Here is a 25,372-nt window from a genome sequence, read left to right as displayed (position 1 = left end):
ACATAGTGCTTAAGCATGCGCGTAGCGCAGATGCGATAATCCTTCGACCGGAATATCCGGCTTGATACCCACGATCTGGTCGGCAACCACCTTCCCTGCACCGCACGCCATGGTCCATCCAAGCGTGCCGTGTCCGGTGTTGAGCATGAGATTGCCCAATTGCGTCGGGCCGATCACCGGCGGACCGTCGGGCGTCATCGGCCGCAGCCCGCTCCAGAAATGCGCGCGGTTGACGTCGCCACCCTCGGGAAACAGATCGCCCAGCGAACGGTCGAGCGGCAGGCGGCGTTCCGGCCGCAGCTTCACCTGATAACTGCCAACCTCGGCGGTGCCGCCGACGCGGATGCGATCACCAAGCCGGGTGATCGCAACCTTGTAGCTCTCATCCATCACGGTCGATTCCGGCGCGGCGCTTGCGTCCACGATGGGAACGGTGAGCGAATAGCCCTTCACCGGATAGACCGGAATGTCGATACCGAGCGGACGCAGCAACAGCGGCGAAAAACTGCCGAGCGCGACGACATACGTATCGGCGCTGAATACGCCCTTGTCGGTCGTGACCTGCGCAACACGTCCGCCGGTCACGTCGATGGACTTGATCGTGGTGTCATACACCGTCTTCACGCCAAGACCGGCTGCGATCTTCGCAAGGCCGTCGGTGAACATGTAGCAGTCGCCAGTTTCATCGTCCGGCAATCGTAATCCGCCGACAAAAGATGTATGGGCGCGCGCCAGTCCCGGCTCGACCTTCACGCAACCCGCGGGATCGAGAATCTCGTAAGGCACGCCATATTGCTTCAGAACTTCGACGTCGCCGCCGATGGCATCGAGCTGCGACTGCTTGCGGAACAGCTGCAGCGTACCCTGGCCGCGTTCGTCGTAGGCAAGGCCTTCGTCGCGGCGCAGGATGCGCAGGCAATCGCGGCTGTATTCGGCAATGCCGACCATGCGCGATTTGTTGACGGCGTAGCGCGCAGAGGTGCAGTTGCGCAGCATCTGCAGCATCCAACGCCACATCGCCGGATCCCATTGCGGGCGGACGACGAGCGGACCGTATTTGTCCATCAGCCAGCGCACCGCCTTGAGCGGAACGCCCGGCCCTGCCCATGGCGACGCATAGCCCGGAGAAATCTCTCCGGCATTGCTGAAGCTGGTTTCGAGTCCGGGTCCGGGCTGGCGGTCCAGCACCGTCACCTCGCAATCGGCTTTCGCAAGATAATAGGATGTCGTGACGCCGATGACGCCGGCGCCCAGTACCAGAACTTTCATTGCAGGCTGTCCTCAAGCATCGCGGACGGCACGCTCTCCTCCGCTCCGAGATAAATGCGCTGATAGCGGGAACCGAGCCCGGTCAGGACTTCGTAACCGATAGTGCCCGCAACCGAGGCGAGATCATCCAGCGGCTGATCGTCGCCGATCACTTCGACCTCGGAGTCCGGACCCAGACGCCCGGGCGCGATGGCGCTCGCATCGATCACGATGCTGTCCATCGACACGCGCCCCACCACCGGCAATCGCAGGCCTTCGAAAAACACCGCGCCGCCTTTGCCCCATGCGCGATGAAAGCCGTCGGCATATCCAAGCGACAGCGTGGCGAGCCGCGCTTCGCCGCGCGCGCGCGCGTCCCAACCATAACCGACACAATCGCCCGGCATCACGTTGCGCAACTGAATCACTTTCGCCGTCAGCCGCACCACGCTCTGCATCGGATTGGTGGCGGCGGGATCGGGGTTGACGCCGTACAGCGCAGACCCCGGGCGCACGAGACTGAAATGATAATCGGGCCCGAGAAAAATGCCCGACGAATTCGCCAGCGAGCGCGGCACGTCGGGAAACAACCCTGCGAGCTGCCTGAATGTTGCGAGCTGCATCGCGTTGGCTTCATGCGCAGGCGTGTCAGCGCATGCGAGATGGCTCATGATGTAGCGCAGATCGACGACGCCGGATCGCGCGGGCGTTTCCGCGAAGCGCGCGGCCTCACCGGCTGTGAGGCCGAGTCGGTTCATGCCGGAATCGACCTGGAGCACGGCAGGCAAACGCTGTCCGCGTGTCCGCGCGCAACCAGCCCAGGCCCCGGCCTGCTCCGGCGAATTGAGCACGGGGACGAGCCCTGCCGCCGCGCACTCTCTCTCCGCGCCGCGCGGCAAACCATTCAAAATGAAAATCGCGGCCGAACGCGGCAGATAAGGCCGCAGCGCCAGCCCTTCATCGAGATGGGCGACGAAGAAGTGCCGGCACCCTTCCGCGAACAGCGCGCGCGACACGTAAGTGGCGCCGAGCCCATAGCCGTCGGCTTTCACCACACCCGCGCAAAGGGTTGAGGCTCTCAGCCTGGAGCGCAGAAGGCGATAATTCGAACGGACGGCCCGCAGATCGACCGCCAGCGTCCCTCCCCTGAACCGCCCGTTCTTCTCCATCAACCGCCTCGCCGCATCATGGTGCTTTCAAGCAAGGTATCAGCGTCAAGTTGGCGGAACTCGGCTTATTCAGATAGAAAGTGTCGCAATAACGCAGGATAAATGCTTATACTGAGATAGTTTCGCTATAGTCGAGCGCGAATAACGGCAGGAGAGACGCATGACCATCGAACCCACTGATATGGATCGGAAAATCATGCGTGAACTGGTCAAGGATGCGCGGATCAGCCACGTCCTGCTTTCCGAAAAAGTGGGCCTGTCTCCGACCGCCTGCGCGCGCCGCCTCCAGCAGCTCGAACAGTCCGGCGTGATCCGCGGTTACTCCGCCAATATCGATGCCGCCGGTCTCGGCTTCATGATGACGGTGCTGGTTCACATCACGCTCGACCGCCAGAGCGAGGACGCGCTGGCGCGATTCGAAAAAGAGGTCACGGAATGCCATGAGGTGGTGGCGTGCCACCTGATGTCGGGCAGCGACGATTATCTGGTTCAGGTGCAGGCCCGCGACATGGCGGACTATGAGCGCATCCACAAGCAGCATCTGTCGCGCATGCCCGGCGTCGCCCGCCTGCATTCGAGTTTCGCGATGCGCGCCGTGGTCCAGCGCAGCGTCTCGCCTGCTGTCCTGAACGGCTGACGGTCAACCCATCATGGCGTGTCCGCTGCGATACAGCACATACGCCGCGACGATCAGCACGATGGCGGAGAACACATAGCGCAGCAGATTCTTTCCGCGCGACAGATGATTGGCCAGCAGCATGCCGAGCAATCCGCCCGCGACGCCGCCGATAATGAAAGTGCCAGCCACCGGCCCGTCGATGAATCCCGACCACGCATAATTCAGAGCAGTGGCGAGACCGAAACAACCGACAGCGAACAATGACGACCCGACCGCGTGGATCATCGGAATGCCGGTCGCAAGCACGAGACCCGGCACGATCAGAAAACCGCCGCCGATGCCGAAAAAGCCCGAGGCCGCGCCGACGATAAAGGCAACCGCGATCACACCCGAGCAGGTCTTGAGATCGGTCTCACGTTCGCATGTGCCGTCCGGCGGGGTCGGACGCAGCATAGCCAAACCCACCGCCACCATCGCAAGGCCGAAGAAGAACAGCAGGTGCTGGCCGTCGATCACCTTGCCGATGCTGGAGCCTGCAAAGGCGCCGAGCGTGCCAGCCGCCGCGAAGATGCCTGCAAACAGCCAGCGTACATTGCCGGCGCGCGCGTGCCCTGCGAACGCAACGAATGCGTTGACCGCGACGGCGAGCGCGCCGGTGCCAATCGCGACATGCGGCTGCGCCACGCCAACGACATAAAGCAGCAGCGGCGTCGCCAGAATCGAGCCGCCGCCTCCGATCAACCCCAGAGAAAAACCGACCGCGCCGCCTGACGCAAGGGCCGGCACGAATGCGATCTGCATCATGCCTCGGCCGCCTCGAAACTTTCCGTGCCGCGTCCCATCAGCCCCATGACACCTGTCCGAAGGCATCGAGCGGAATCTTCAGATAGCGATTGCCATTGGATTCCGGTTCAGGGAGCCGTCCGCCGCGAATATTGACCTGCAGCGCATGCAGGATCAGCTTCGGCATCGGCAGCGTTTTGTCGCGTGCTTCGCGCAGAGCGACGTAATCAGCTTCATTCATTCCGGCGACATGCGGATTGTGTGCCTTCTGCTCCGCCACCGTGCTTTCCCACCGCGGCGCGCGGCCGCCCGGCTGGTAATCGTGGCCCGGAAAAATCCGGGTGTCGTCGGGCAACGCCAAAATCTGCTGGATCGAAGACCACAGCTTCACGGCGCTGCCGCCGGGGAAGTCCGCGCGCGCCGTGCCGCTGTCGGGCATGAACAGCGTATCATGCACAAAAGCCGCATCGCCGATCACGTAAGTGACGGACGCAAGCGTGTGCCCCGGCGAGAACAGCACGCGGCCTTCGATGTCGCCGACCTTGAAGCGATCACCATCGGCAAACAGGCGATCCCATTGCGAGCCGTCGGTCGCGAGGCCGTGGAAATTGTAGATGACCTGCCACAACCGCTGTACATCGACAATGCGCTCGCCGATCGCCGTGGGCGCGCCGGTGGCTTTCTTCAGATATTGCGCGGCGGAAAAATGATCGGCATGAGGATGGGTATCGAGGATCGCCGTCAGTTTCAGTCCGCGCTCAGCGATATAGGCCAGGATCGCGTCGGCGCTGTTTGTCGCGACCGAGCCCGACTTCTCGTCGTAGTCGAGAACGGGATCGATGATCACGCATTCCTTGCTGCGCGGGTCCGACACCACGTACTGGATGCTCCACGTGCGCGGATCGAAGAAGCCTTTGACGTCAGGCTTGCCGGAATGGGCGATGGTCATGGATCAATCTCGATTTCTCGTCAGCTTGCAGCCGACAGGACCGGCGCGCCGGGCCCCTGGCGGGGAAAGAAAATCGCCCGGCCGACATCGACCGCATAGCGATCCGTGAACGCGGCGGCATCACTTGCGAGCTGGGCGACCGACTTCAGAATGAAATCCACCTTGTCGTCCGGCAGCAGCACGCTGAAGTTCAGCCGCGTGAATCCCGGCTTGCGAATCTCATCGCCTTCGGCGATCAGCCGGCGCAACACAGTCGACTCGTCTTCGTCGATCAGCAGCAGGCGATGAACATAAGGTCCCGCGCAGGCGCAGCCGCCGCGCGCCTGAATGCCGAAGCGGTCGCTCAACATCCGCGTCACCAGTTGCTGATGGATGTATCCGCCCTTTCCGTCCTTCACACGGAACGAGAAGATCGGCAGGCTTTCAGCCTGCATGTTGCCGAGAAGCTCAAGACGCTCGATCCCGCTCCACGCCGTCAGGGCGCGCGCGCGCACCTCGGCGTTGCGCTTCGCCATGGTTTCCGCACCGATGGCCTTCTTGACGAGGAAGGCCAGCGCCGCGCGGATGTCGCCAACCACGTTGGGCGTTCCGCTTTCCTCGCGCACCTCGAGGCTGTCGCTGTAATCGTGTTCCGTGGGCGTGACGAATTTCACCGTGCCGCCGCCGGGCCATGTCGGCTTCACCGTATCGACCGCGTCGTGACGCACGATCAGGATGCCTGTCGCCGCGGGACCACCGATGAACTTGTGCGGCGACACCGCCACTGCATCGATCAGCGCACCGGGCGCAGGCTCCATCGCAATCGACATATAGGGGCCCGCGCCGGCGTAATCCCACACCAGCTTCGCGCCGGTCGCCTTCACCCGCTTCGTCAACCCGGCAACGTCGGCAATGATGCCCGTGACATTCGAGGCGGCGGACAGCGCGCAGACAACAAGACGCTCGCCGGCGCTACTGAGCGCCGCATCGAGATCATCGAGATCCGGCCCGCCGGTTGCCGCTTCCCTGACCTCGACGATTTCCGCGCCGCTTTCGCGCCAGGGAAGAATGTTCGAGTGATGCTCATAGGGACCGACGACGATGCGCGGCCGCACGCCGGCTTTCATGCTTGCGGTGACGCCAAGCAGATTCACAAGCCGGTTGAGGCCGGAGGTTGCGCCGGAGCCGGTGAAGATCACCGCATGATCACTGGTCGCTCCGCAGCAGGCCGCGACCGTCTCGCGCGCCGCGCGGCGAAATCCGGTCATCGCGCCGCCGCAGTAGGACGCCTCGGTGTGGCTGTTGGCGTAGTACGGCAGCACGTTCTGCATGACGAACTGCTCGACGCACATCAACGCGCGGCCGGAGGCGACGTAATCGGCGTAGACTAGCCGCTTCGACCCGAACGGCCCGACGATATTGGCGTCCTTGCCGATAAGATCGGCGGCCATCCGCTCGAGACGATCCGGCGTCCCAAGGCCCGCGCCGAACTCATCCAGCAATTTGCGGGCAAAGAGGTAGTGCTGACTAACCATGGTCATTGCGAAACTCCGAGAAATAGGCCGTTTTTTACTTGTCGACGCTCTGTGCGACGCGCCTCGATAGTGGGAGTGGATCAGGCGAGCGATCGCCTCAGCCCTTCCATCTCCTTCGGTGCTCCATGGCCCTGATTTGTCCTGCGCCGGTTCTCGACATGTCGGCAGCCGGCCCGACATTCCGATCCCGCGTCGTTTGCAGTTTCTTGTTTCCCGTCAATTTCATCTCTCACTCCAGCTAACGGGCGGGCCGGGCATCACACATGCGATGTCCGGCTCGCACGCATTCGATCATCCGTTTCCTGACGCGGAGCTTCCGGTCGAGGGCACAGCGGCGGTGGCAGCGGGCGCGCCCTTGAAGATGTGGCTCACCACCATCACCAGGAGCGGCACGATGAGTGCGATATAGGCGTTATGGATTCCGAAGGGGTTGCCCATCATGAACCAGCCCACCGTGCCGATCAGCGATGCAATGATGCTGACGAATGCGCCAATCCTGCTGCCGAACATCGGAGCAAAGAAGACGAACAGCACCAGCACCGAGAGCGAGGCACGCAGTGCCTTTCCGAGATACGTCATCGACAGAACGTTCGGCGTGTAGATCGCAAGAATGATCGGCAACAGGCCCATCGCGATGGTCGCAAGACGGATGAACATCAGCGAGTTTCTCTCACTCGGATTCTCGACGATCATGCCGATATAGAAATCCTTGTAGAGAAGCGTTGCGGTCGCCACCGAGAACGCGGCCAGCGATCCGAACAGCGACGCTGCGAGACCCGCAGCCACCACACCGGCCATCGGCCCGTCCATATGCGCGATCAGAGCCGAAAAGGCCTTGATCGACGGGATGTTCGGGTACAGCACGAGCGAACACATGCCCACCAGCGCGCAGATGATGCCGAACGGAACGAGGAAGACCGCCGTCGAGAAGCTCGCAATCTTTGCGCTGCGCGGGCTGTTGGTCGTGTTGATCGCCTGGATCACGTATTGGGTGGAGAAGGTCGCGCCCATGCCGGCAATGAACCAGGCAAAGATTTTGCCGAAGCCGACATTATGCCATGAGAACATCTCTGGCGGCAGTTTGGCATGAAGCTCCGACCAGCCGCCGACATTGGTGAGGCCGAAATAAAGCGCGACGCAGATGCCGACATACTTGGCGACGGAATGCACGATGTTGGTGTAGACCACCGACTTCATGCCGCCCATGAACACGTAAAGCACAGACACCACGCCGCAGATCACGATGGCCAGCGTCTTATGAATGCCAAGCAAGGCGCTGAGGATCGTGCCGCCGCCGGCATAGATCGCAACCGCGACGATCTCCAGTGCGAAGATCATCACCAGCGATGTCGCAAGCTTGGTGGGACGGCCATAGACATCGTTGAGGATGGCCGAGATCGTGTTGTGGCCTGAACTCTTGTATCGCCCGGCGAGGAAGAAGCCGTAAAACACAAAGCCCGCCGCCAGCGCGATGATGTTCCAGGCAGCGGAGATGCCGAACTTGTAGGCCTCCTGCGCGGTACCCACGCTTGCCGAGGTGCCGATGAACTCGGACATCAGCATCATGCCGACAAGAACAGCCGGAACGCCGGTCTTGCCGGTCGTGCCCGAAGTGAAAACATTGGCGGTTTTCACCGAGCGCTGGATGATCGATGTCACGATCCCCAGTCCGACGATGTAAACCGCAACAATCGCTAGAGCGACATAATTGGCGTGCATCTCAAGTCCCCTCCTTGCCCGATTTCGACGGATGGCCCCTGTGTCGCTTCTTGCGACATCTTAAACATGTTTAAAGTTCTTTATTATACAAAACAGGACTAACTTCAACATCTTTGAACGACGCTATTTACATCTTCTGGTAGCAGCACGAGCCCGCTCAAACGTAACGCGAACCGATGCCGCCTGCGCCGGAGCCCGAAGGTCCCGTCACCCCCTTTGTCTTTCTCTTCTTTGCATCGTGCCGATGCAAAGGGCCTTCGTGCCGGACGCGCTAACGTCCGGCCGCATAGGCCTGCATGCCGCGCGGATTTGCGGCGGCTCTGAGCCAACCCTCGTGACGGGAGGCTGCGGTCAGCCGCCCCTCCGACCAATCCTCACCAACCTCAACGACATGTCCGCGTCCGCGCAGATCCTTGATCACGTCGGGCGCGACGCGGCCCTCAAGAACAAGAACGCCGGGCCGCGCGAGACGCGGCCAGAACGATGCCGGGAAATGTTCGGTGTGCCACGCCGGCGCGTCGATCGCCTGCTGCAGATTGTATCCGGCATGGATGTGGCGAAGCAGGAACTGCGTCGCCCACTGATCCTGCTGATCACCGCCGGGCGTGCCCCAAGCCAGATACGGCTTGCCGTCACGCATCGCGAAGGTCGGCGACAAAGTCGAGCGCGGACGCTTGCCCGGCTGCAGCGAAGCAGGATGCTCCTCATCGAGCCAGAACATCTGCGCGCGCGTGCCGAGACACAGGCCAAGTTCGGGAATGACCGGCGACGATTGCAGCCAGCCGCCCGATGGCGTCACCGAGATCATGTTGCCGTCGCGATCGATGATGTCGAAATGCACGGTGTCGCCACGCTCGGCGCTGATCTTTCCAACCGTCGGCTCGCCGGTGCCGAAAGCAGACACCGCCTCGCGCGAACTGCCTTCGCGCATCCCGATGGTCTTGCCGAAACCCGGAATCGTGCCGGGCAGCAATTCCATCGACGCCTTGTCGGTGATCAGCTTGCGCCGCTCGGCGTTGTAGGAATCCGACAACAACTGCGCGACCGGTATCTCGCTGAATTTCGGATCGCCGTAGAACACGTCGCGGTCAGCGAAGGCGAGCTTGGCGCACTCCACCTGCAGATGGATGAATTCCGCGCTGCATGGATCGAGCTTGTCGAGATCGTAACCCTTCAACAACGCCAATTGCTGAAGCAGCACGAGGCCCTGCGTCCATGGGCCTGCCTTGTAAACCGTGTAGTTGCGGTAGTCGTAACTGATCGGCGCTTCGACGAAGGCGCTCCATCCCGCCATGTCCTGCCCGGTGAGCAGACCCCGATGCGGTGTGCCGGAGGAATCCATCACCTCATTGTTGCGGCAGAACGCATCGATCGATTCGGCGATGAAGCCCTGCGACCAGATCTTGCGGGCGCGCTCGATCTGCGCCTCGCGGTTGCCGCCTGAAGATTTCGTCTCGCTGAGAACGCGCGAGTAAGTGTCGGCAAGTTTCTCGTTGCGGAAAATCTCTCCTGCCTTCGGAATTTCGCCATTCGGCAGATAGAGCGCCGCCGAGGTGTGCCAGTGCTCGCGAAACAGATTTTCGACCGTCGCGATGGTTTCGCAGATCCGCGACACCAGCGGATAACCGTTCCGCGCGTAGCTTATCGCGGGCGCAAGCACGTCCTCGACCGACATGGTGCCGTAGTCGCGCAACAGCAGCATGTAGGCATCGAACGAGCCGGGAATGCACGTGGCGAGCAGGCCCGAACCCGGGATCATATCGAGGCCCATCTCCTGGAAGCGCGCGATGGTCGCGGCGGCGGGCGCGGGACCCTGACCACAGATCACCTCCGGCTTTTTCTTTTTCACGTCGTAAACCAGGATCGGCACGTCGCCGCCGGGGCCGTTCAGATGCGGCTCGACCACCTGCAGCACGAAGGCGACAGCGACGCCCGCATCGAAGGCGTTGCCGCCGCGCTCAAGGATGCCCATGCCCACCGCGGTGGCGATCCAGTGCGTCGTCGCGACGACGCCGAACGAGCCCGTGATTTCGGGCCGTGTCGTGAAGCTGGTATCAAACGAGGTCGGCATCAGGGACTCCTTATTGCGCGTGAGCGCCTTCGGTTTTTTCCGCATTCGACAGGTCACGCGCACGGTTTGCAAGCAACGCCCGGTCGATCTTGTTGGTGGAGGCGAGCGGAAACTCGTCGATGAACCAGATCGAGCGCGGATGCTGATACGCCGCGCCGTTCTCCAGCGCGTAGGCCTTCAGGCCGGCCTCATCGACCTTGGCACCCGGCGCCAGACGAACGAACGCGACCGGCTTCTTGCCCTTGAGTGGATCGTCGATCGGCACAACGCACGCCTGCATCACATCCGGATGGGTTTCGAGCATTCTCTCCACCTCGCCGGGGAAGATATTCTCGCCGCCGCTGACGAACATGTCGTCGGCCCGGCCGATGAAATAATAGAATCCATCGGCATCGCGGCGGAACACGTCGCCGGTGTGGTAGTAGCCGTCCCTGGTGAACGGCACCGGAATGTCGGGCCGGTTGTGATAGCCGTTCATCATCGCCGGCGAGCGGATCTCGAGAACACCCTCGTCGGCTTCCTTGCCGTTGGCATCGACGATCCGAAGATCCACGCCGCGATGCTTGTAGCCGAGCGAGAGCGTCGGCGTCGGCTTGCCGTCCGGATGGGGACCGAACACAATCGGGCTGCCTTCGGTCGTGCCATAGGCGTTCAGAATGCGCACCTGCGGCATCACGCGACGAATTTCATCGAGCAAGGTCTCACTGGCGGGTGCCGAGCCCATCCGCAGACTTGTCACCGACGACAGGTCGGCCGTCGCCATCGCCTTCTTGTCGTCGAGCATCATGGCGATCATCGGCGGCACGGACGTCAGCCATGTGCATTTGAAGCAGCCGATCGCATCGACATAAGGCTGCACCTTGAACTGCGTCATCAGCACCATGCTGGAATGTCCGGCCAGCACGAGATGCGACAGCGCCAATGCGTTCATATGATAGAGCGGCGCTGCGACCAAAGCGCGTTCGTGTTCGACGTCGCGGTCCGCAAGCCGTACCTCGACCACCCAACGCTGCGCGTCGTGAGACAGGATCACGCCTTTCGGGCGCCCGGTGGAGCCGGACGTGTACAGGAAGGTCGAAGGCTCGTCCTTTTCGGGAATGACGGCTTCGAACGGCCCGCGATCGACGAACGCGGCGTAATCCGGCGTGTCGAAATTCACCACCTCGATTCCGTCGGGAATGACGGCGCGGCGCTCGTTGTCGCAGAACACCAGCGGGGCCCCTGAGTCCTGGATGATGTAATCGACGGTCTTGCGCGGCAGGCGATGGTTGATCGGCACCGAGACGAACCCGGCCCGCATGATGCCGAAATGCGCCGCGAGGCAATCCGAACTGTTGGCGGACAGGATCGCGATCCGGTCTCCGCGCTTGTATCCGCGTTTCGTCAAAGCGCGGGCGATGCCGTCGGCGAGCTCATCGAGTTGCGCATAGGTGACGTCCCGGCTCTTGGTGCCGTCGAAATCGATGATGGCGATCTTGTCCATCGCACGCGAGCGGTCGACCAACGATCCCAGATTAGGCGACAGTGTCATACCAAACTCATATTCGTTGCTAGAAATTCGATCGCGACCCCGAAGCATTCCGATGCGGGGAGCAGCAAACAAGACTTGTCGATGTCGATCAGCTTTTGCGCGAGCCGCGGCTCCATGACAGCCTTCAACATGGCAATGGAGGCCACGCCGATGCTCATCACAGCGACTTTCGGTTTGCCCGGTCCCGGATCTGCATGACCGTGATAGAGATTGGCCAGCCGCTTGCGTGACACGAAATCGATCCGCGTGCCCCGGCTCCAGACCCGCGCATCGGGGTCCGGCCGCAGCCCCAACATCCGCGTGAAGGACTGAGCCTGCGTCTCGAAATCGTCGGCGACGATGGTGAGACGCTTCAGACAACGCGCGGAGTTCGGATGCGACATGAAGGCAGGATGCCAGACCAGATGAGGCGTCTGGTGCTCGCAGAAGTAAAGCCGCGAGGCGGGGAAATAATCCGGAGCGAGATGGACCGTGCGAAAGCGCGCCTCGTCGGTCACGCCTTCGATCACCACCTCGCGGCTGAACGCTTTGGGCTTGAGCATCGGAAGCCGAGCAGACCGCAGCCGCGCCGCAGTCAGCTCGATGTCGTCGCTTCCGTACACAAGCCCGTTGAGCCCAACCGGCCAGTCCAACAATTCCTTGCGCGGATTCGGATTCGACGGATCGATACCGACCAGCTCAAGGTAGTTGGTGCCGAACACCATCAGGTTGTTCATCGAACCGAGCGTATGGAAACTCCTCGGCGTGACGTTGAACCCGAGCGCCCTGAACAACGCCTCGCCAGAGTCGAGATCGTAATGCAGGTTGAGAACGGCGTGATCGAACATTCCCTCGCGCGGCGATGCGGCGGTGGAAACCGCCGCATCGCCAGCCCTGCCTTCATTGACGGGAGCCGCCATGATGGCCTCCCCACTCAACCCTTGGGTGGAGGCGGAGGAGCCGTCATGTAGACGCCGCGGCCACTGGCCAAGAGCTTGCCGTCCTTGTCGTAGACGTTCGCCTCGGCGACGGAGAACTGACCGCCCATCTTGACGATGCGGCCCTTGGCCGTGAGATCGCCCGGCATCGCCGCGCGGTGATAGTCGACCCGCATGTCGATCGTCGGCACGCCGCGACCCGTATGAGAGACGAGAGCCCAGTCCGCGGTGAGATCGACGAGGGCGGCGAGGATGCCGCCATGCGTGTAGCGGCGCTCAGGGTTTACCACCCACTCTTCGCGCCACGTCGCGGTCAGCTCGATGCCTTCTTCATCGACCTTCTGAACCTTGATGCCCAGCCACTGATGGAAGGGACCCTTGGTGAGCATCGCCTCGACGGCGGCCGGCGTCAGTTTTTCTGCCATTTTTTCTTATCCTTTGCGTTTCCTGTGGTGATTGGGATCAAGGCGTGATGACAACCTTGCCCATCACTTCGCGGTTTTCGATCAGCCGCAGGCCTTCGACCGCCTTGTCGAGCGGCAGAACCTTGTCCACGACCGGGCTCAGCTTCTTTTCCGCGATCAGCTTCATGAGGTCGGCGAGGTTGTCGTCGTAGAAGCTGTTCGAGCCGATGATCTGCAACTCGAAGCTCCAGACGTAACGTAAGTCTTCCTTCGGATCGTGGCCGGCGGTCGCGCCGCAAACCAGCAGCTTGCCGCCGCGCTTGAGACAACGCAGCGACGGGACCCAGGTGTCGCCGCCGGTGAAGTTCACGACGACATCGACGCCGCCTTCATAATTCCGGCGCTGCGGCTTGCCGTACTTCTCGATCGCCCATTTGGAGAAATCGACATCCTTGTAGTTGATCACTTCGTCGGCGCCGAGATCGCGCAGACGCTGCATCTTGTCCGCGCCGCCAGCGCAGGCAATGACTTCAGCGCCGAGATGCTTGGCCAGCAACACGCAGCCGGTGCCGACGCCGCCAGACGCGCCCAGCACCAGAACGCGGTCGCCCTTCTTGACGGTGTTGTGGGTGACGATCATGCGGTGCGCGGTGCCGTAAGCCACCGGCAGCGACGCTGCGTCCTCGTAGGACACGCCATCCGGCATATGGATCAGCTGATCGGCATCGACCATGCAGTATTCGGCCATGCCGCCATCCATCATCTCGCCGAGAAGCCCCTTCTTCTTGTTGAGCGGATTGACGAGAACGCGGTCGCCCTTTTTCCAGCCGCTGACGCCGTCGCCGATTTCGGTGATTTCGCCCGCCATATCGAGGCCGATCACGACCGGGAGCGGGACCTTGATGCCCGGCATGCCGCGCACGGTGAAAACGTCGTGATAGTTGAACGACGATGCCTTGACGCGGATGACGACATGGCCCGCCGCAGCCTTCGGAATCGGCTTGTCGTTGACGATCTTCAGGTTGTCCAAGGTGCCGTGGGCGTCGAGGACCAGGGCGCGCATAGTTGCAGACATCAAATAACCTCCCGTTGATATGTTCAAATTCAGTTTAATAGATGTCTAAAGAATAGATGTCTACTGTACAACGGCATCTTGGTGCGACAAACACGTTATCTCTGGGCGTTTCGTCTCAGAATTTGATACTGATAACCCCGCCATGTCATTCTTTGACATTTCTAAAGCCTTGCAAAAACCTCTGAATCTAACTAGGAAGAATCTCATGGGACATGTTGTTTCTCTTCCGGCTGAGTCGCCCAAAAAACCCAAGGCCAGCGCCAGGCAAAGTGACATGGCGTTCGACGCCATCCGCAAGGCCATCGTGCGCTGCGAGCTGATGCCGGGATCGATCGTCACCGAGGTCGATCTCGCCAATCAGTTCAATTTTGGCCGCGCGGCCGCCCGGGCCGCTGTCGACCGCCTGTCGCTGATTGGCCTGCTCCAGCCGGTGCGCCGTCAGGGCTATCGCGTCAAGCCGATCACCCTGCGCGACCTGAACGACCTGTTCCAGCTTCGCGAAATCGTCGAAGTGGCCTGCGTCAGGCTTGCTGCGGGGCGTGTCGATTCCGCCGATCTTCATCGCCTGGACCGGCTGTGCCGCGCCGACTATCAGCCCGGCAATAAGGAAAGCGAAGCAAATTTTCTGCAGCGGAACAGCGATTTTCACATGAGCATCGCAGCCGCGACCGGCAATGACCGGCTCGTCTCCGTCCTGAAGCAGACCCTGATGGAGCTTGAGCGGATGTTTCACTTCGGCCTGTCGCTGCGCGACCGTGGCAGCGAAATGCACTCCGAGCACAAGTCGATCATCGATGCATTGGCCGAAGGCGACGCCGAAACCGCCGAGCGCGTGACTGTTGATCAGGTCAGATCCTCCCGCGCGATGGTTCTGGACGCGCTGCTGTCGAGCACGTCGCTGCTCGATGTGAAGATCGGCGTCGATCACGAAAGTCCGCTCGCCTAAAAGGCCACCGCAGGACAGCCGGCATCCCTGCCGAAGCGTCCGGCCGCGCTCGCATCGCCTCGTCAAAGTTTCACGCGCGCCTGCGGATCGAGCACCGCGTCAAGATCAATCTCCTGCTCGCCGGGCACCCGGATGCGCTTGAACTTCATCTCCGGTGAATTGACCGGGATGGTGGCATCGAGGCCCATCTTTGCGCCAACGCCATTGTCGGTTGACGGATCGAGCTTCGAGCCCTGGCTGTTGGGAACGATGACAAGATCACGATCCGCCTGAAAGCGCGTCGCGATCGCCCACTCCACCTCACGCGGATTGTGGATGTCGACATCCATATCCACCACCACCGCATGCTTGATGTCGTAGTGAGCCGCGAACGCAGCGAGCAGCACGTTCTTGCCTTCGCCCTCCTGCGTCTTGTCGAGCTTGACATAGAGGTGATAGCGGCCGACGCCGCCCAGTGCGAGATGCACGTCCCTGACGCCGGGGAAACTCGCTTGCATCGCCGCCATGATGGTCGCCTCGCGCGGGATCGCGCCGAGCAGCAGATGCTCAAGCCCGCCGCCGACGATGGTGTGGAACAGCGGATCACGGCGATGCGTGATCGCATCGATCTCGATGACATGCCGTTCCGCGCGCTCGCCGTAATATTGCGGAAACTCGCCGAACGGTCCTTCCAGTTCGCGCGTCTTGGGCAGGATGCGTCCTTCGAGCACGACTTCCGCATCGGCCGGCACGCGCACGTTGTTGGTGACGCATTTGACAACATCGAGCGGCGCGCCTTTCAGGGCGCCGGCAATTTCCAGTTCATCATGATCAATCGGCACGATCGCCTGGCTCGCCAGCAGGCAGGCCGGCTCGACGCCGACCGCGATTGCGATTTCCAGCGGCTTTCCGGCCTTCTCGGCCTTGCGATAGTAATGATGGGTGTGGCGCGGCAACAGCAGAACACCGATGCGATTGGGTCCGCTGATCTGGCAGCGATGAATCGTGACGTTCTGGATTCCGCTTTCCGGATCGCGGCTGACCAGAATGCCGGCGGTGATGTAAGCGCCGCTGTCGTGCTCGTTATGGGTCGGCACGGGCAGCTGCTTCAGGATATCGACGTCGCGATGAACGACCTCCTGACAGGGCGCGCTTTTCACTTCCTTCCAGGCGAGCGGCGCAGCCGACGCCTTGCCGAAACGGAACACCAGTTCGCCCGGCGCGATACCCAGCGCCTCGGCCATCCAGCTGCGATCCGATACAATGCCGGACACGACCGTGCCACCCTGACCGCCGACCTTGGGGAAAAGCGTCGCCTTGCGGCCATCCATCCGGTTGGCGATGCCCGCGATCTCATGACGCAGCGACAGGCCAGGTTTCGCGACCGCGAGCCGATCCGTCCGTTGCAGATGATCGAGCCACTCGCGTAACGACAGCGCATGATTTGGGTAATCCATTGGCGGCCCTCCCGACTTTTATTGAAGTGTTTGCCGCACTCTAAGCGCCGGTGTTATAAAGAGAAGTAAGAAATCATGATGCGCATTATCAGCAGTCATGATCGCAAGGTGCGCACATGGATTTCCGCCAGATCAGCTATTTCGTTGCGCTGTACGAGGAAGGCAGCGTGACGCGCGCGGCGCAACGGCTGAACGTGGTTCAGCCGGCGGTATCGATGCAGATCGCCAAGCTGGAGCGGGATCTCGACCACAAGCTGTTCGAGCGGATGTCCAAGGCGATGGTTCCGACGGTCGCCGGGCGCACGCTCTACCGGCTGGTCGTGCCGGTGCTGCACAGCCTGACGCTGGCGCGCGGCCACATGGCGAAACTGTCCGGCGTGACATCGGGGCGCATTACCATCGGCATGCTGTCATCGCTTGCCGTCAGTTTCGTGCCCGACATGCTAATCGCCTTTGCGCACGACTATCCCGAGGTCGAGGTCGTGGTCATCGACGGCTATAGTTCGACCTTCATCGATCTCGTCAATCAAGGCGCGCTCGATTTCGCGGTGATCAACAAGCCTCCGCGCCGGCTGGGATTGACCGTCGAGCCGCTGGTCGAAGAACGGATGGTTTACGTGACCGCCGCCACGCGCAAACAGCCAAAGGGGCCGATCGATATTACCGAACTGCAGCAGGCCAAACTGATCCTGCCCTCGCAGCGGCACGGCCTGCGGGCCGAACTGGAGCGGCATTTCGGGGCGCGCGACGTGTCGCTCAATCTGCAACTTGAAATGGATTCGATCCAGGGCATCTGCGAGGTCGTGGCGCGCAGCGACTGGGCGACGATCCTGCCGAGCCTCGGCGTCAGCCTCGGCATCGCCGATGGCCGCCTTGCGTCCCGCACCATCAATCCGCCGATGAGCCGCCAGCTCGCGATCATCCACCATCCCCGCCACCCTTTGACGCCCGCCGCCGATGCATTCCTCGAGCGGTTTCGCAACCATGTCGGCAAGGCCGTCGCGCGCGGCGATCACGGCGGATGATATTGCCGATAACATGAGCTTATTCGACGCCGCTGCGAAATGGCTTTAGCCTGTCTGCATCGGCGCGGCGATATACGCCGGGCGTCCAGCATGGCGGATAGAACATGACCGGACTTCCACTGATCATCGGCATATCGGGCGCCTCGGGCGTCATTTACGGCATCCGCCTCTTGGAGGTGCTGCGCGATCTCGGCATCGAGACGCATCTGGTGATGTCGCGCTCGGGCGAGGTGACCATCGCCCATGAGACCGACCGCAAGATCGCCGACATCAAGGCGCTGGCGGCGCATGTGCATGCGCAAAGCGACATCGGGGCTGCGATCTCCTCGGGATCGTTCAAGACGCGCGGCATGATCGTGGCGCCCTGCTCGATGAAGTCGATGGCAGAAATCGCGACCGGAACCACTTCGGGCCTGCTGACCCGCGCCGCCGATGTGGTGCTGAAAGAACGCCGCCGCCTGGTGCTGATGACCCGCGAGACGCCGCTGCACACCGGCCATCTGCGCTCGATGACGCAACTCTCCGAAATGGGGGCGATCATCGCCCCGCCGGTGCCGGCGTTTTATCCGCGCCCGCAAACCCTGAGCAACATGATCGATCACACCATTGGCCGCGTGCTTGATCTGTTCGACATCGACGCGAAGCTGGTGCACCGCTGGAAAGCGGAGGAGTCTAGCGATCCTGCGCAGGACGAGTCGGCAACTGGATCAATGTCGAAAGCGCCATTACCGCGCGGCCGTCCTGATTTGAGACGCTTGTCCTGACGCGCACGGTGCCCCGGTCGGGCTTGCTGCGCGAGACCTTGAGTTCGACGATCTCGCGGCGCGCAGTCAGCACGTCGCCGGGCCGCACCGGATAGAGCCAGCGCAATTCATCCACGCCGATGCCGAGCGCCTGCGTTCCGCCCCACGGATTTGTCTCGATGTAGTCGCGCATCACCAAAGCGGCGACGTACCAGCCGCTTGCGATCACGCCGCTGAACCGGCCTTGTGCCGCTACGGCGGGATCGGTGTGCATCGGCTGCGGATCGTACTGCCGCGCGAAGGCGATGGCGGCATCCTGCTCGACAGGAATCGGATGACCGACCCAGTGATCGCCGACAGCAAGATCGTCGAGGTAGCGGTTGGTCATCGGCGCGAGGCTCTTATCGGGCATGGGCACGACATAACATGATGGCGCGGCCGAAGCCGCACCATCCTTGCAGACCATCAGCGGCCCTTGAACTCCGGCTCGCGCTTCTCATGGAACGCCTTGACGCCCTCGGCAAAATCTTCCGACGAACGCAATCGGCTGTAGCAGTGGCCTTCGAGTTCGATCGCAATCGCCAGCGTCGAATCCTCGGTGTCGTTGAGCAGCTTCTTGGCGGTGCGCTGCGCCAGCGGCGAGAAGCTGACCAGTTCCTTCACCAGCGCGTCAGTCGCGGCTTCGAGTTCGCCGTCGGCGACGACCTCGGTCGCGATGCCCCAGTCATAGGCCTGCTGACCCTTGATGCGGCGCGAGCGCATCACGATGTCCTTGGTGCGCGTGATGCCGACGATCTTCTGCAGCCGCGCCGAGCCGCCCGAACCCGGAATCTGGCCGAGCTTCTGTTCGGGCAGAGCATATTGCGTGGTCTCGGTGACGATGCGGAAATCGCAGGCGAGCGACAGCTCGAACCCGACGCCGAAGCAATAACCGCGATTAGCCGCGATCACCGGCTTCGAACAACGTGCGGGCGCGGCGATATTCCAGGCAAGCTTGGAGACGTGCTCAGGCGAGGCTTCCAGGAAGCCCATGATGTAGCCGCCGGAGGAGAAGTGCTTGCCGATCGAACGCACCACGATCACGCGCACGCGGTCGTCGGCGTCAAGCGCCTCGAACACCGCCTTGAGCTGGTCGCGCTGTGCCATGCTGATGGTGTTGTACTCGCCGCGCTCAAGGATGATGTCACCACGCTTCTGCTCGACATCGATTTTGACGGTGAAGCCGTCGAGATTGGAATAGGGGTCGGTCATGCTTTGATACCTTTGAACTTAAGGGGTGACGGTTTCATATTCGCCGGCCACAAGCTTGCGACGCAGCAGCTTGCCGACGGGCGATTTCGGAATTTCGCGAACGAAGACGAATTTCCTCGGCCGCTTGAAATTGGCGAGAGTCGATGTCGCGCAATAGGTGTCGAGATCTTCGGCGGTCACCGGCGTTTTCGCCGCGATGAAGGCGGTCACGACCTTGCCCCAGCGCTCATCCGGCAGGCCGACGACCGCGACTTCCGACACCGCCGGATGCAGCGACAGCATGCTCTCGATTTCCACCGGCGAGACGTTCTCGCCGCCGGAAATGATCATGTCGTCGAGACGGCCGGTGACGAACAGATCGCCGTCCTTGTCGAAGTAACCAGTGTCCGAGCCGAAAAACCAGCCGTCGCGTAGCGACTTCGCATCTGCTTCGGGACGGCGCCAGTAACCCTCGAACGCTTCATCGCCCGCAAGCAGCGCGATGATCTGCCCTTCCTCGCCGCGCGGGGCGATGTCGCCCGGCCCCTTGGCATTGAGGGTGACGACGCGGATCATCTGGTTGATGCCCGACTTGCCGGCGCTGCCGGGCTTGCGGCGAGCGTTCTGATCGATGGTGCAGGTGTAGACCTCGGACGAGCCGTAATGATTGACGAGCAGATCGGGTTGAAACAGCTTGTCGAGCTGCTGCAGCAGATGATCCGTCATCGGCGCACCGGCGAAGCCGAGCTTGCGGGCCGTCTTTACGCGCTCCGGCGAGAAGTCGGGATGATAGACGATGTCGTGATAGAGCGTCGGCACCAGATACAAATTGTCGATCTTTTCGCGTTCGATGACGGCAATCGCCTCGCCCGCGTCGAACTTCGACATGCACACGAAGGTGCCGTTGGTCAGCACCGAGGCCAGCATCGAGCGCACGCCCATCGTGTGATACAGCGGCATCACGCCGAGGGTCCGCTCGCCATAACCGTAAAGGTTCTGCGCGACATGCGCGATCGCGGCGGCGCGCTCGGCGTGCTGGCGGCGCGGCACGCCTTTCGGCCGCGACGTGGTGCCTGACGTGTACAGCATGATCGACCATGCATCGGCGCGAGCGCGCGCCTTCGCGCCAGGCGCACCGCCCCTGATAAGATCGGCGAAGCTGATCTCACCGGCGCGGCATTCATCAAGCGTGATCCGCAGCAGGTTCGCGGCCAACTCCGCGCCGCGCACGCCTTCCGCCGAGACGTCCTCGAAAACAATCGCGCGGGCCTCGGAATCCTGCACCGTATAATTCACGTCATCCGCCTTGGAGCGCCAGTTGACCGGGGTCAGGATCACGCCGGTGAATTGACAGGCCCAATGCAGCACGGCGGCCTGCCAGCGGTTGCGCAACACGCTGACCAGATGATCGCCCGGCTTCAATCCCAGACGATCGAACGATGCAACAAGCCCCGAAATTCGCTTGTAATAGTCGGCATAGGTCAGCCGCACATCGCCATCGACAATCGCTTCGCGACCCGGCTCGCGTTCGACCGCCGCAAGAAACGTGGTGCCGAGATCAAGCATGCGATTCTCCCTTTGGATGTTCTTGCTTTGAATTTTCTTGAATTGCCTCGCCGCGCAGCCGCCGCTGGGCGGCGAGCGCGGCCTTCATGATCGGCGCATAGCCTGTGCACCGGCACAGATGGCCCGACAACGTTTCGCAAATCATCTCGACGTTCGCATCCGGGCGTTCGCGGAACAGCGCATCGAGCGTCATCAGAAAGCCCGGCGTGCAGAAGCCGCATTGCAAACCATGATTGTTGCGGAATTCGTCCTGCAGAATCGAGAGCGTCGTGCCGCCGTCGGGCGACAGGCCTTCGACCGTGCGCACGTCGCAGCCATCGGTCTGCACCGCGAGCGCGAGGCAGGAGCGCGCCAGCCCGCCGTCGATCTGCACCGTGCAGGCACCGCAGACACCATGTTCGCAGCCGACATGCGTGCCGGTCGCGCCGATCTCGTGGCGCAGAAAATCGCTCAGCGTCATGCGCGGCTCGGCCATGCCGGACACCGGCTTACCATTCAGCGTGAACGACACCCGATGTTTCTGGTCGGCGCTCAGGCGCGGCATCGGGCAGCCTCCTCGATCGTACGACGGCCCAACTGACGGATCAGATCGCGCCGGTAACGCGCCGTGGCGTGAAGATCGTCACGCGCATCGAGATCCCACGCATATTGATTGAGCGCATCGGCGAAATCGGGCGCATCGGGCAATGGCAGCGCGCGCACCGCCGGCACGTCAGCCACGCCGCCGATGCCGAGCGTTGCCTTCTCGCCATCGATCCTCGCCGCGCAGGCGACGATGGCGAAGTCGCCGTGGCGGCGTCCGACCTCGGTGAAGGCATAACCCGTTCCCGGCAACGCCGTAGGGAACGACACGGCCTCGATCATCTCGTCGTCGGCCTTCGCCGTCGCCATCATGCCGGTGAAGAATTCGCCTGCTGTGAGCGTCCGGTGCTTGCGGCCCGCGCGCAGGTGAACGCTGCCGCCCAGCGTCATCAGCGACAGCGGCAATTCCGCCGAAGGGTCGGCATGCGCGATCGATCCGCAGATCGTGCCGCGCGCGCGGGTCTGCGCATGTCCGACCCATGCGAGCGCGCCGGCGAGCAACGGCTGACGCCGCGCCAACTCAGCATGCCGCTCCAGCTTCTCCTGCCGGACGGCGGCGCCGATGCGCAATGTCTTGCCGTCGTCGTCGATACGGCGCAGCGCATCGACATGCATGATGTCGACCAGCAGCTTCGGGCGCGCGAGCCGCATCGCCAGCATCGGCATCAGCGACTGGCCACCGGCGATGATCCGCGCGTCACCGCCCTCCTGGCGCAACGCCTCCACCGCCTCATCAACGGTCTCGACCCGCAGATAATCGAACGGTGCGGGCTTCATCGCGATACTCCCAACAGCGCCAGCAGCCGCCGGATGAGGCTCATCAGCGGCGAGGCCCGCCTGCCGCTCGCCTTGCTGGCGAGCGCCTCGAAAAATTGTCCAATGACGACCTTGGCTGCGCCGTCGAGCAACCGTCCGCCGATCGACGCGATCTTGCCGCCGACGGCCGCCTCGTAGGTGTATGCAACGGTGGTCTTGCCGTCGGCTTCGGTCAAGGTGATGAAACCCGTGCCATGACCCGAGCCGAGCGCGCCTTCGGTGCCGCCCGACAGCGTTATCGAGTCCGGCTCCTTCATGTCCGACAATTTGATCTTCGCCTTGTAGCGGCCCTTCACCGGACCGATGCCGAGCGTGACATCGGCGTGGAATTTGCTGTCGCCTACTTTCTCGACATTGTGTGCGCCCGGAATCACCGACATCAGCGTGGCGGAATCGAGCAGCATGTTCCAGATCTGCTGCCGCGGCGCATCGACCACGGCCTTGCCCGATCCGGTCAACGCGCGCTCGCCGGCCTTCGCGGTGCTTGCCTTCTGCGCGACCGGCGGCGTCTTCGGCGCGGGTTCGGCACCATGGATATGTGCCGCGAGTTTGGCTGGCGTGATCGGCAGCGTGACGTCTTCGATCCCGAGCGCATCGGCCACGGCGTTGGCGATGCATACCGGCGTCGACATGCAATTCCCCTCGCCGACGCCCTTGGCACCGAGCGGCGTGAACGGCGACGGACTCTCGTGATGAAGAATGCGCAATTCGGGCACTTCCATCATGGTCGGGATCAGGTAATCCGCCAGCGTGCCCGACGACAGGCTTCCATCGGGGGCGTAGCTCGACTCTTCATAGAGCGCTGCGCCGAGCGCGTGGGTGAAGCTGCCTGACACCTGGCCCGCCACCATGCCGGGATGCAGGATGCGGCCGCAATCGTGCATCGTGACGTAACGGTCGATCTTCACCTCGCAGGTCGCGCGATCGATCTCCACCGCGCAGATGTCGAAGATGAAGCCGTGACACAGCGAGGAATTGACGCGGTCGTCCTCGGTCGGCGCGGTGAGTTCGGGCGGGCTCCAAAACACCGTCTCCTTGATGGTCTGGTCGATACCCTGCGGCAGTTCGCCGGGCGACCAGTGGCTGGACGAGGCCACGCGCGCAAACGGCAGCGACTTCGCCGGATCGCCGGCATGGATGCGGCCGTTCTCGAACACGATTGAATCAAGATCGGCATCGAGAAGCTTTGCGGCGACGGCGGCGAGCTTGCCGCGCAACCGTGTCGCGGCGATCTGAGTGGCACCAGCGACCGCGGCGGCGAAGCGACTGGAATAATTGCCGGACGCGATCGACCAGGAATCCCGCGCGGTGTCGATTTCGGTGATGACGCGGATGTCGTGCGGCGCGAGTCCGAACGCATCGGCGACGACTTGCGAGAGAACGGTGCGATGGCCCTGCCCCTGCGGCGTGGACGCAACATGGACCGCGATCGAGCCGACGGCGTCGATGCCGATGGTGGAGGTCGCCTGCGCGCCATTCTTTGGCCCCGCCTTGGCGCGCTGCTCCGGCGTCAGCACGGCGGTGATGTAGCCCATGTTCGACACGCTGGGCTCGACCACCGCAGCATAGCCGATGCCGTAGAGCTTTCCCTCGCGGCGCGCAGCCTCACGGCGCGCCTTGAGCTCAGCGAGACCGCCGTCCTTGACCGCTGACGCGATGGCCGTCTGGTAGTCGCCGCTGTCATAGAGCGCGCCGGATGCTGCGCGATAAGGAAAGGCGTGGGCAGGAATCAGATTGCGGCCAATGACATCGAGCGGATCGAGCTTCAGCGCCACAGCGATCTTCTGCACCAGCCGCTCAAGCGCGAAGTAAACCTGCGGGCCGCCGAAGCCGCGATTGAGGCCGGTCGGCATCTTGTTGGTCAGCACAATACGATTGCGGATGCGCAGATGTTCGATCGCGTAGGCGCCGGTCATGTTGCCGTGCATCCGATAGAGCGTCGCCGGTTCGGGCGCGCGCAGATGCGCACCGGTATCTTCCAGCTGGTCCCAGTCGAGCGCGAGGATACGGCCGTCCTGCGCGACTGCAGCCGTCAGCGTCGACACGCGATTGGTCGCGACCGCCGACGCCATCAGATGTTCGAGCCGGTCCTCGATCCATTTGACCGGACGCCCCGCGACGCGCGCGGCGATCGCCGTCAGTACCACATAGGGAAACACCGCCTGCTTGACGCCGAAGCTGCCGCCGCTGTCACCGGGCGTGCGCAGCCGCAAGCGGTTGCCCGGCACGTTGAGCGCGCGCGCCATCACCGCATGGAGCGAGAACGGGCCCTGAAAATTCGCAGTGACATCATAGCTGTCGGTGCCGGGCTCATATTCGGCGATCACGCCGTAGGTCTCGATCGGCGTGCAGGCATTGCGCGGATACGCAATGTCGATGCCGATGCGATGCGCCGCCTTGGCGAAAGCGGCATCGGGATCGCCAAAAACGAACGAGCGTTCGTTGGCGAGGTTCGAGCCGAGCTTTTCGTGCAGCACCGGAGCGTTGGATTCAAGTGCTTTGAGCGGATCGATCACCGCCGGGAGCACGTCATACTCGACATCGATCAGGTCGATCGCGTCTTCGGCAAGATAGCGATTGTCGGCGACGACCATCGCTACCGCTTCACCGTAATAGCGCACCTTGTCGACCGCGAGCGGCCAGCACGCAACCGGAATTTTCAATCCGGCGACAAGCGGCGAACCAAATTGCTGCACATCCTTGCCGGTCACGACGGCATGGACACCGGGAAGTGCCAGCGCCTTGCTGACATCGATGCCGAGCAGGCGGGCGTGGGCGTGCGGAGAGCGAAGGATCGCTGCCTCGGCGGTGCGGGTGCTGACGCCGAGATCGTCGATATAACGGCCCCGCCCGGTCAGCAGTTGCCGGTCCTCGTCGCGCGGCAAGGATTGACCCGTCCAGCGCGTGACGGGCGGGCGGCCAGCTTTCACGTCAGCAGCGGTGGAATCGTCCGTCACGAATATCCTCTTTCCCGCGCCACCCCCGGAGTTCTGATGACACGCGGCGAAGATGCCCCTCGCTGTCTATCA

22 protein-coding genes are annotated in these 25,372 nt (G+C 62.6%); 4 read left to right on the top strand and 18 right to left on the bottom strand.

The window, feature by feature from the left end; translation table 11 throughout:
* Nucleotides 1–9 precede the first annotated feature (9 nt).
* Together AFIDRAFT_RS08195 and alr are read right to left on the bottom strand one after the other, a co-directional pair.
* A complete protein-coding gene (locus AFIDRAFT_RS08195) occupies nucleotides 10–1,269 on the bottom strand; it encodes a D-amino acid dehydrogenase (protein WP_009338741.1) in 1,260 nt (419 codons plus the stop codon).
* On the bottom strand, nucleotides 1,266–2,417 hold the full coding sequence (gene alr / locus AFIDRAFT_RS08190) for an alanine racemase (protein WP_009338740.1): 1,152 nt from the start codon (nucleotides 2,415–2,417) through the stop codon (nucleotides 1,266–1,268). Before alr ends, AFIDRAFT_RS08195 begins: the two co-directional genes overlap by 4 nt.
* Nucleotides 2,418–2,577: 160 nt before the next feature.
* On the opposite strand from alr, the gene AFIDRAFT_RS08185 reads away from it, so the two are divergent.
* Complete coding sequence (locus AFIDRAFT_RS08185; RefSeq protein WP_009338739.1) at nucleotides 2,578–3,054, top strand: Lrp/AsnC family transcriptional regulator; 477 nt, start codon at nucleotides 2,578–2,580, stop codon at nucleotides 3,052–3,054.
* A gap of 3 nt (nucleotides 3,055–3,057) precedes the next feature.
* On the opposite strand, the gene AFIDRAFT_RS08180 is transcribed toward AFIDRAFT_RS08185, so the two are convergent.
* From AFIDRAFT_RS08180 to AFIDRAFT_RS08140, 9 genes are all read right to left on the bottom strand, one after another.
* The gene (locus tag AFIDRAFT_RS08180) at nucleotides 3,058–3,840 is read right to left on the bottom strand and encodes a sulfite exporter TauE/SafE family protein (RefSeq protein WP_009338738.1); all 783 of its coding nucleotides are present in this window, start codon (nucleotides 3,838–3,840) and stop codon (nucleotides 3,058–3,060) included.
* A gap of 37 nt (nucleotides 3,841–3,877) precedes the next feature.
* On the bottom strand, nucleotides 3,878–4,768 hold the full coding sequence (locus tag AFIDRAFT_RS08175) for an MBL fold metallo-hydrolase (RefSeq protein WP_009338737.1): 891 nt from the start codon (nucleotides 4,766–4,768) through the stop codon (nucleotides 3,878–3,880).
* Nucleotides 4,769–4,788: 20 nt separating this feature from the next.
* Nucleotides 4,789–6,288 (bottom strand): aminotransferase class V-fold PLP-dependent enzyme, encoded by a 1,500-nt coding sequence (locus AFIDRAFT_RS08170; RefSeq protein WP_009338736.1) that lies wholly within the window; start codon nucleotides 6,286–6,288, stop codon nucleotides 4,789–4,791.
* Nucleotides 6,289–6,573: 285 nt separating this feature from the next.
* A complete protein-coding gene (locus AFIDRAFT_RS08165) occupies nucleotides 6,574–8,001 on the bottom strand; it encodes a sodium:solute symporter family protein (protein WP_009338735.1) in 1,428 nt (475 codons plus the stop codon).
* A gap of 271 nt (nucleotides 8,002–8,272) precedes the next feature.
* Nucleotides 8,273–10,072, bottom strand: coding sequence for a gamma-glutamyltransferase family protein (locus AFIDRAFT_RS08160; protein ID WP_009338734.1), 1,800 nt, complete (start codon nucleotides 10,070–10,072; stop codon nucleotides 8,273–8,275).
* Nucleotides 10,073–10,082: 10 nt separating this feature from the next.
* Entirely contained in the window at nucleotides 10,083–11,603 is a 1,521-nt protein-coding gene (locus AFIDRAFT_RS08155; RefSeq protein ID WP_009338732.1) for a class I adenylate-forming enzyme family protein, read from the bottom strand.
* Complete coding sequence (locus AFIDRAFT_RS08150) at nucleotides 11,600–12,502, bottom strand: VOC family protein (RefSeq protein ID WP_009338730.1); 903 nt, start codon at nucleotides 12,500–12,502, stop codon at nucleotides 11,600–11,602. The genes AFIDRAFT_RS08155 and AFIDRAFT_RS08150 overlap by 4 nt, the downstream gene beginning before the upstream one ends.
* A gap of 14 nt (nucleotides 12,503–12,516) precedes the next feature.
* A complete protein-coding gene (locus AFIDRAFT_RS08145; protein ID WP_009338727.1) occupies nucleotides 12,517–12,945 on the bottom strand; it encodes a PaaI family thioesterase in 429 nt (142 codons plus the stop codon).
* Between the two features lie 37 nt (nucleotides 12,946–12,982).
* Nucleotides 12,983–13,987 carry a zinc-binding dehydrogenase gene (locus AFIDRAFT_RS08140; protein ID WP_502685478.1) on the bottom strand — a complete coding sequence of 335 codons (1,005 nt, stop codon included), beginning with the start codon at nucleotides 13,985–13,987 and terminating at the stop codon, nucleotides 12,983–12,985.
* A 286-nt stretch (nucleotides 13,988–14,273) separates the two neighbouring features.
* On the opposite strand from AFIDRAFT_RS08140, the gene AFIDRAFT_RS08135 reads away from it, so the two are divergent.
* Nucleotides 14,274–14,945, top strand: a complete 672-nt coding sequence (locus AFIDRAFT_RS08135) for a GntR family transcriptional regulator (RefSeq protein WP_245258137.1) — start codon at nucleotides 14,274–14,276, stop codon at nucleotides 14,943–14,945.
* Nucleotides 14,946–15,007: 62 nt separating this feature from the next.
* On the opposite strand, the gene AFIDRAFT_RS08130 is transcribed toward AFIDRAFT_RS08135, so the two are convergent.
* Nucleotides 15,008–16,381 carry a UbiD family decarboxylase gene (locus AFIDRAFT_RS08130; protein ID WP_009338719.1) on the bottom strand — a complete coding sequence of 458 codons (1,374 nt, stop codon included), beginning with the start codon at nucleotides 16,379–16,381 and terminating at the stop codon, nucleotides 15,008–15,010.
* Nucleotides 16,382–16,497: 116 nt separating this feature from the next.
* On the opposite strand from AFIDRAFT_RS08130, the gene AFIDRAFT_RS08125 reads away from it, so the two are divergent.
* Nucleotides 16,498–17,406, top strand: a complete 909-nt coding sequence (locus tag AFIDRAFT_RS08125; protein ID WP_009338717.1) for a LysR family transcriptional regulator — start codon at nucleotides 16,498–16,500, stop codon at nucleotides 17,404–17,406.
* Nucleotides 17,407–17,510: 104 nt separating this feature from the next.
* On the top strand, nucleotides 17,511–18,170 hold the full coding sequence (locus AFIDRAFT_RS08120) for a UbiX family flavin prenyltransferase (RefSeq protein WP_009338715.1): 660 nt from the start codon (nucleotides 17,511–17,513) through the stop codon (nucleotides 18,168–18,170).
* Here the strand turns inward: AFIDRAFT_RS08120 and AFIDRAFT_RS08115 are convergent.
* Genes AFIDRAFT_RS08115 through AFIDRAFT_RS08090 form a run of 6 tightly spaced genes read right to left on the bottom strand, consistent with a single transcriptional unit; the run spans nucleotide 18,079 to nucleotide 25,300 of the window.
* Complete coding sequence (locus AFIDRAFT_RS08115) at nucleotides 18,079–18,561, bottom strand: MaoC/PaaZ C-terminal domain-containing protein (protein ID WP_040298155.1); 483 nt, start codon at nucleotides 18,559–18,561, stop codon at nucleotides 18,079–18,081. The genes AFIDRAFT_RS08120 and AFIDRAFT_RS08115 overlap by 92 nt on opposite strands.
* Before the next feature lie 53 nt (nucleotides 18,562–18,614).
* Nucleotides 18,615–19,400: an enoyl-CoA hydratase/isomerase family protein gene (locus AFIDRAFT_RS08110; RefSeq protein ID WP_009338711.1), complete on the bottom strand. Its 786-nt coding sequence runs from the start codon at nucleotides 19,398–19,400 to the stop codon at nucleotides 18,615–18,617.
* A gap of 18 nt (nucleotides 19,401–19,418) precedes the next feature.
* The gene (locus AFIDRAFT_RS08105; protein WP_009338709.1) at nucleotides 19,419–20,945 is read right to left on the bottom strand and encodes an AMP-binding protein; all 1,527 of its coding nucleotides are present in this window, start codon (nucleotides 20,943–20,945) and stop codon (nucleotides 19,419–19,421) included.
* Entirely contained in the window at nucleotides 20,938–21,489 is a 552-nt protein-coding gene (locus AFIDRAFT_RS08100; RefSeq protein ID WP_009338707.1) for a (2Fe-2S)-binding protein, read from the bottom strand. Before AFIDRAFT_RS08100 ends, AFIDRAFT_RS08105 begins: the two co-directional genes overlap by 8 nt.
* A complete protein-coding gene (locus tag AFIDRAFT_RS08095; RefSeq protein WP_009338705.1) occupies nucleotides 21,477–22,304 on the bottom strand; it encodes an FAD binding domain-containing protein in 828 nt (275 codons plus the stop codon). The genes AFIDRAFT_RS08100 and AFIDRAFT_RS08095 overlap by 13 nt, the downstream gene beginning before the upstream one ends.
* Nucleotides 22,301–25,300 (bottom strand): xanthine dehydrogenase family protein molybdopterin-binding subunit, encoded by a 3,000-nt coding sequence (locus AFIDRAFT_RS08090; protein WP_009338704.1) that lies wholly within the window; start codon nucleotides 25,298–25,300, stop codon nucleotides 22,301–22,303. The genes AFIDRAFT_RS08095 and AFIDRAFT_RS08090 overlap by 4 nt, the downstream gene beginning before the upstream one ends.
* Nucleotides 25,301–25,372: the final 72 nt, after the last annotated feature.

It is taken from the genome of Afipia sp. 1NLS2, assembly GCF_000178995.1.
Lineage (GTDB): Bacteria > Pseudomonadota > Alphaproteobacteria > Rhizobiales > Xanthobacteraceae > Afipia.
Note: the sequence above shows the minus strand (reverse complement) of the source record. Positions and strands in the feature narration are given on the sequence as shown.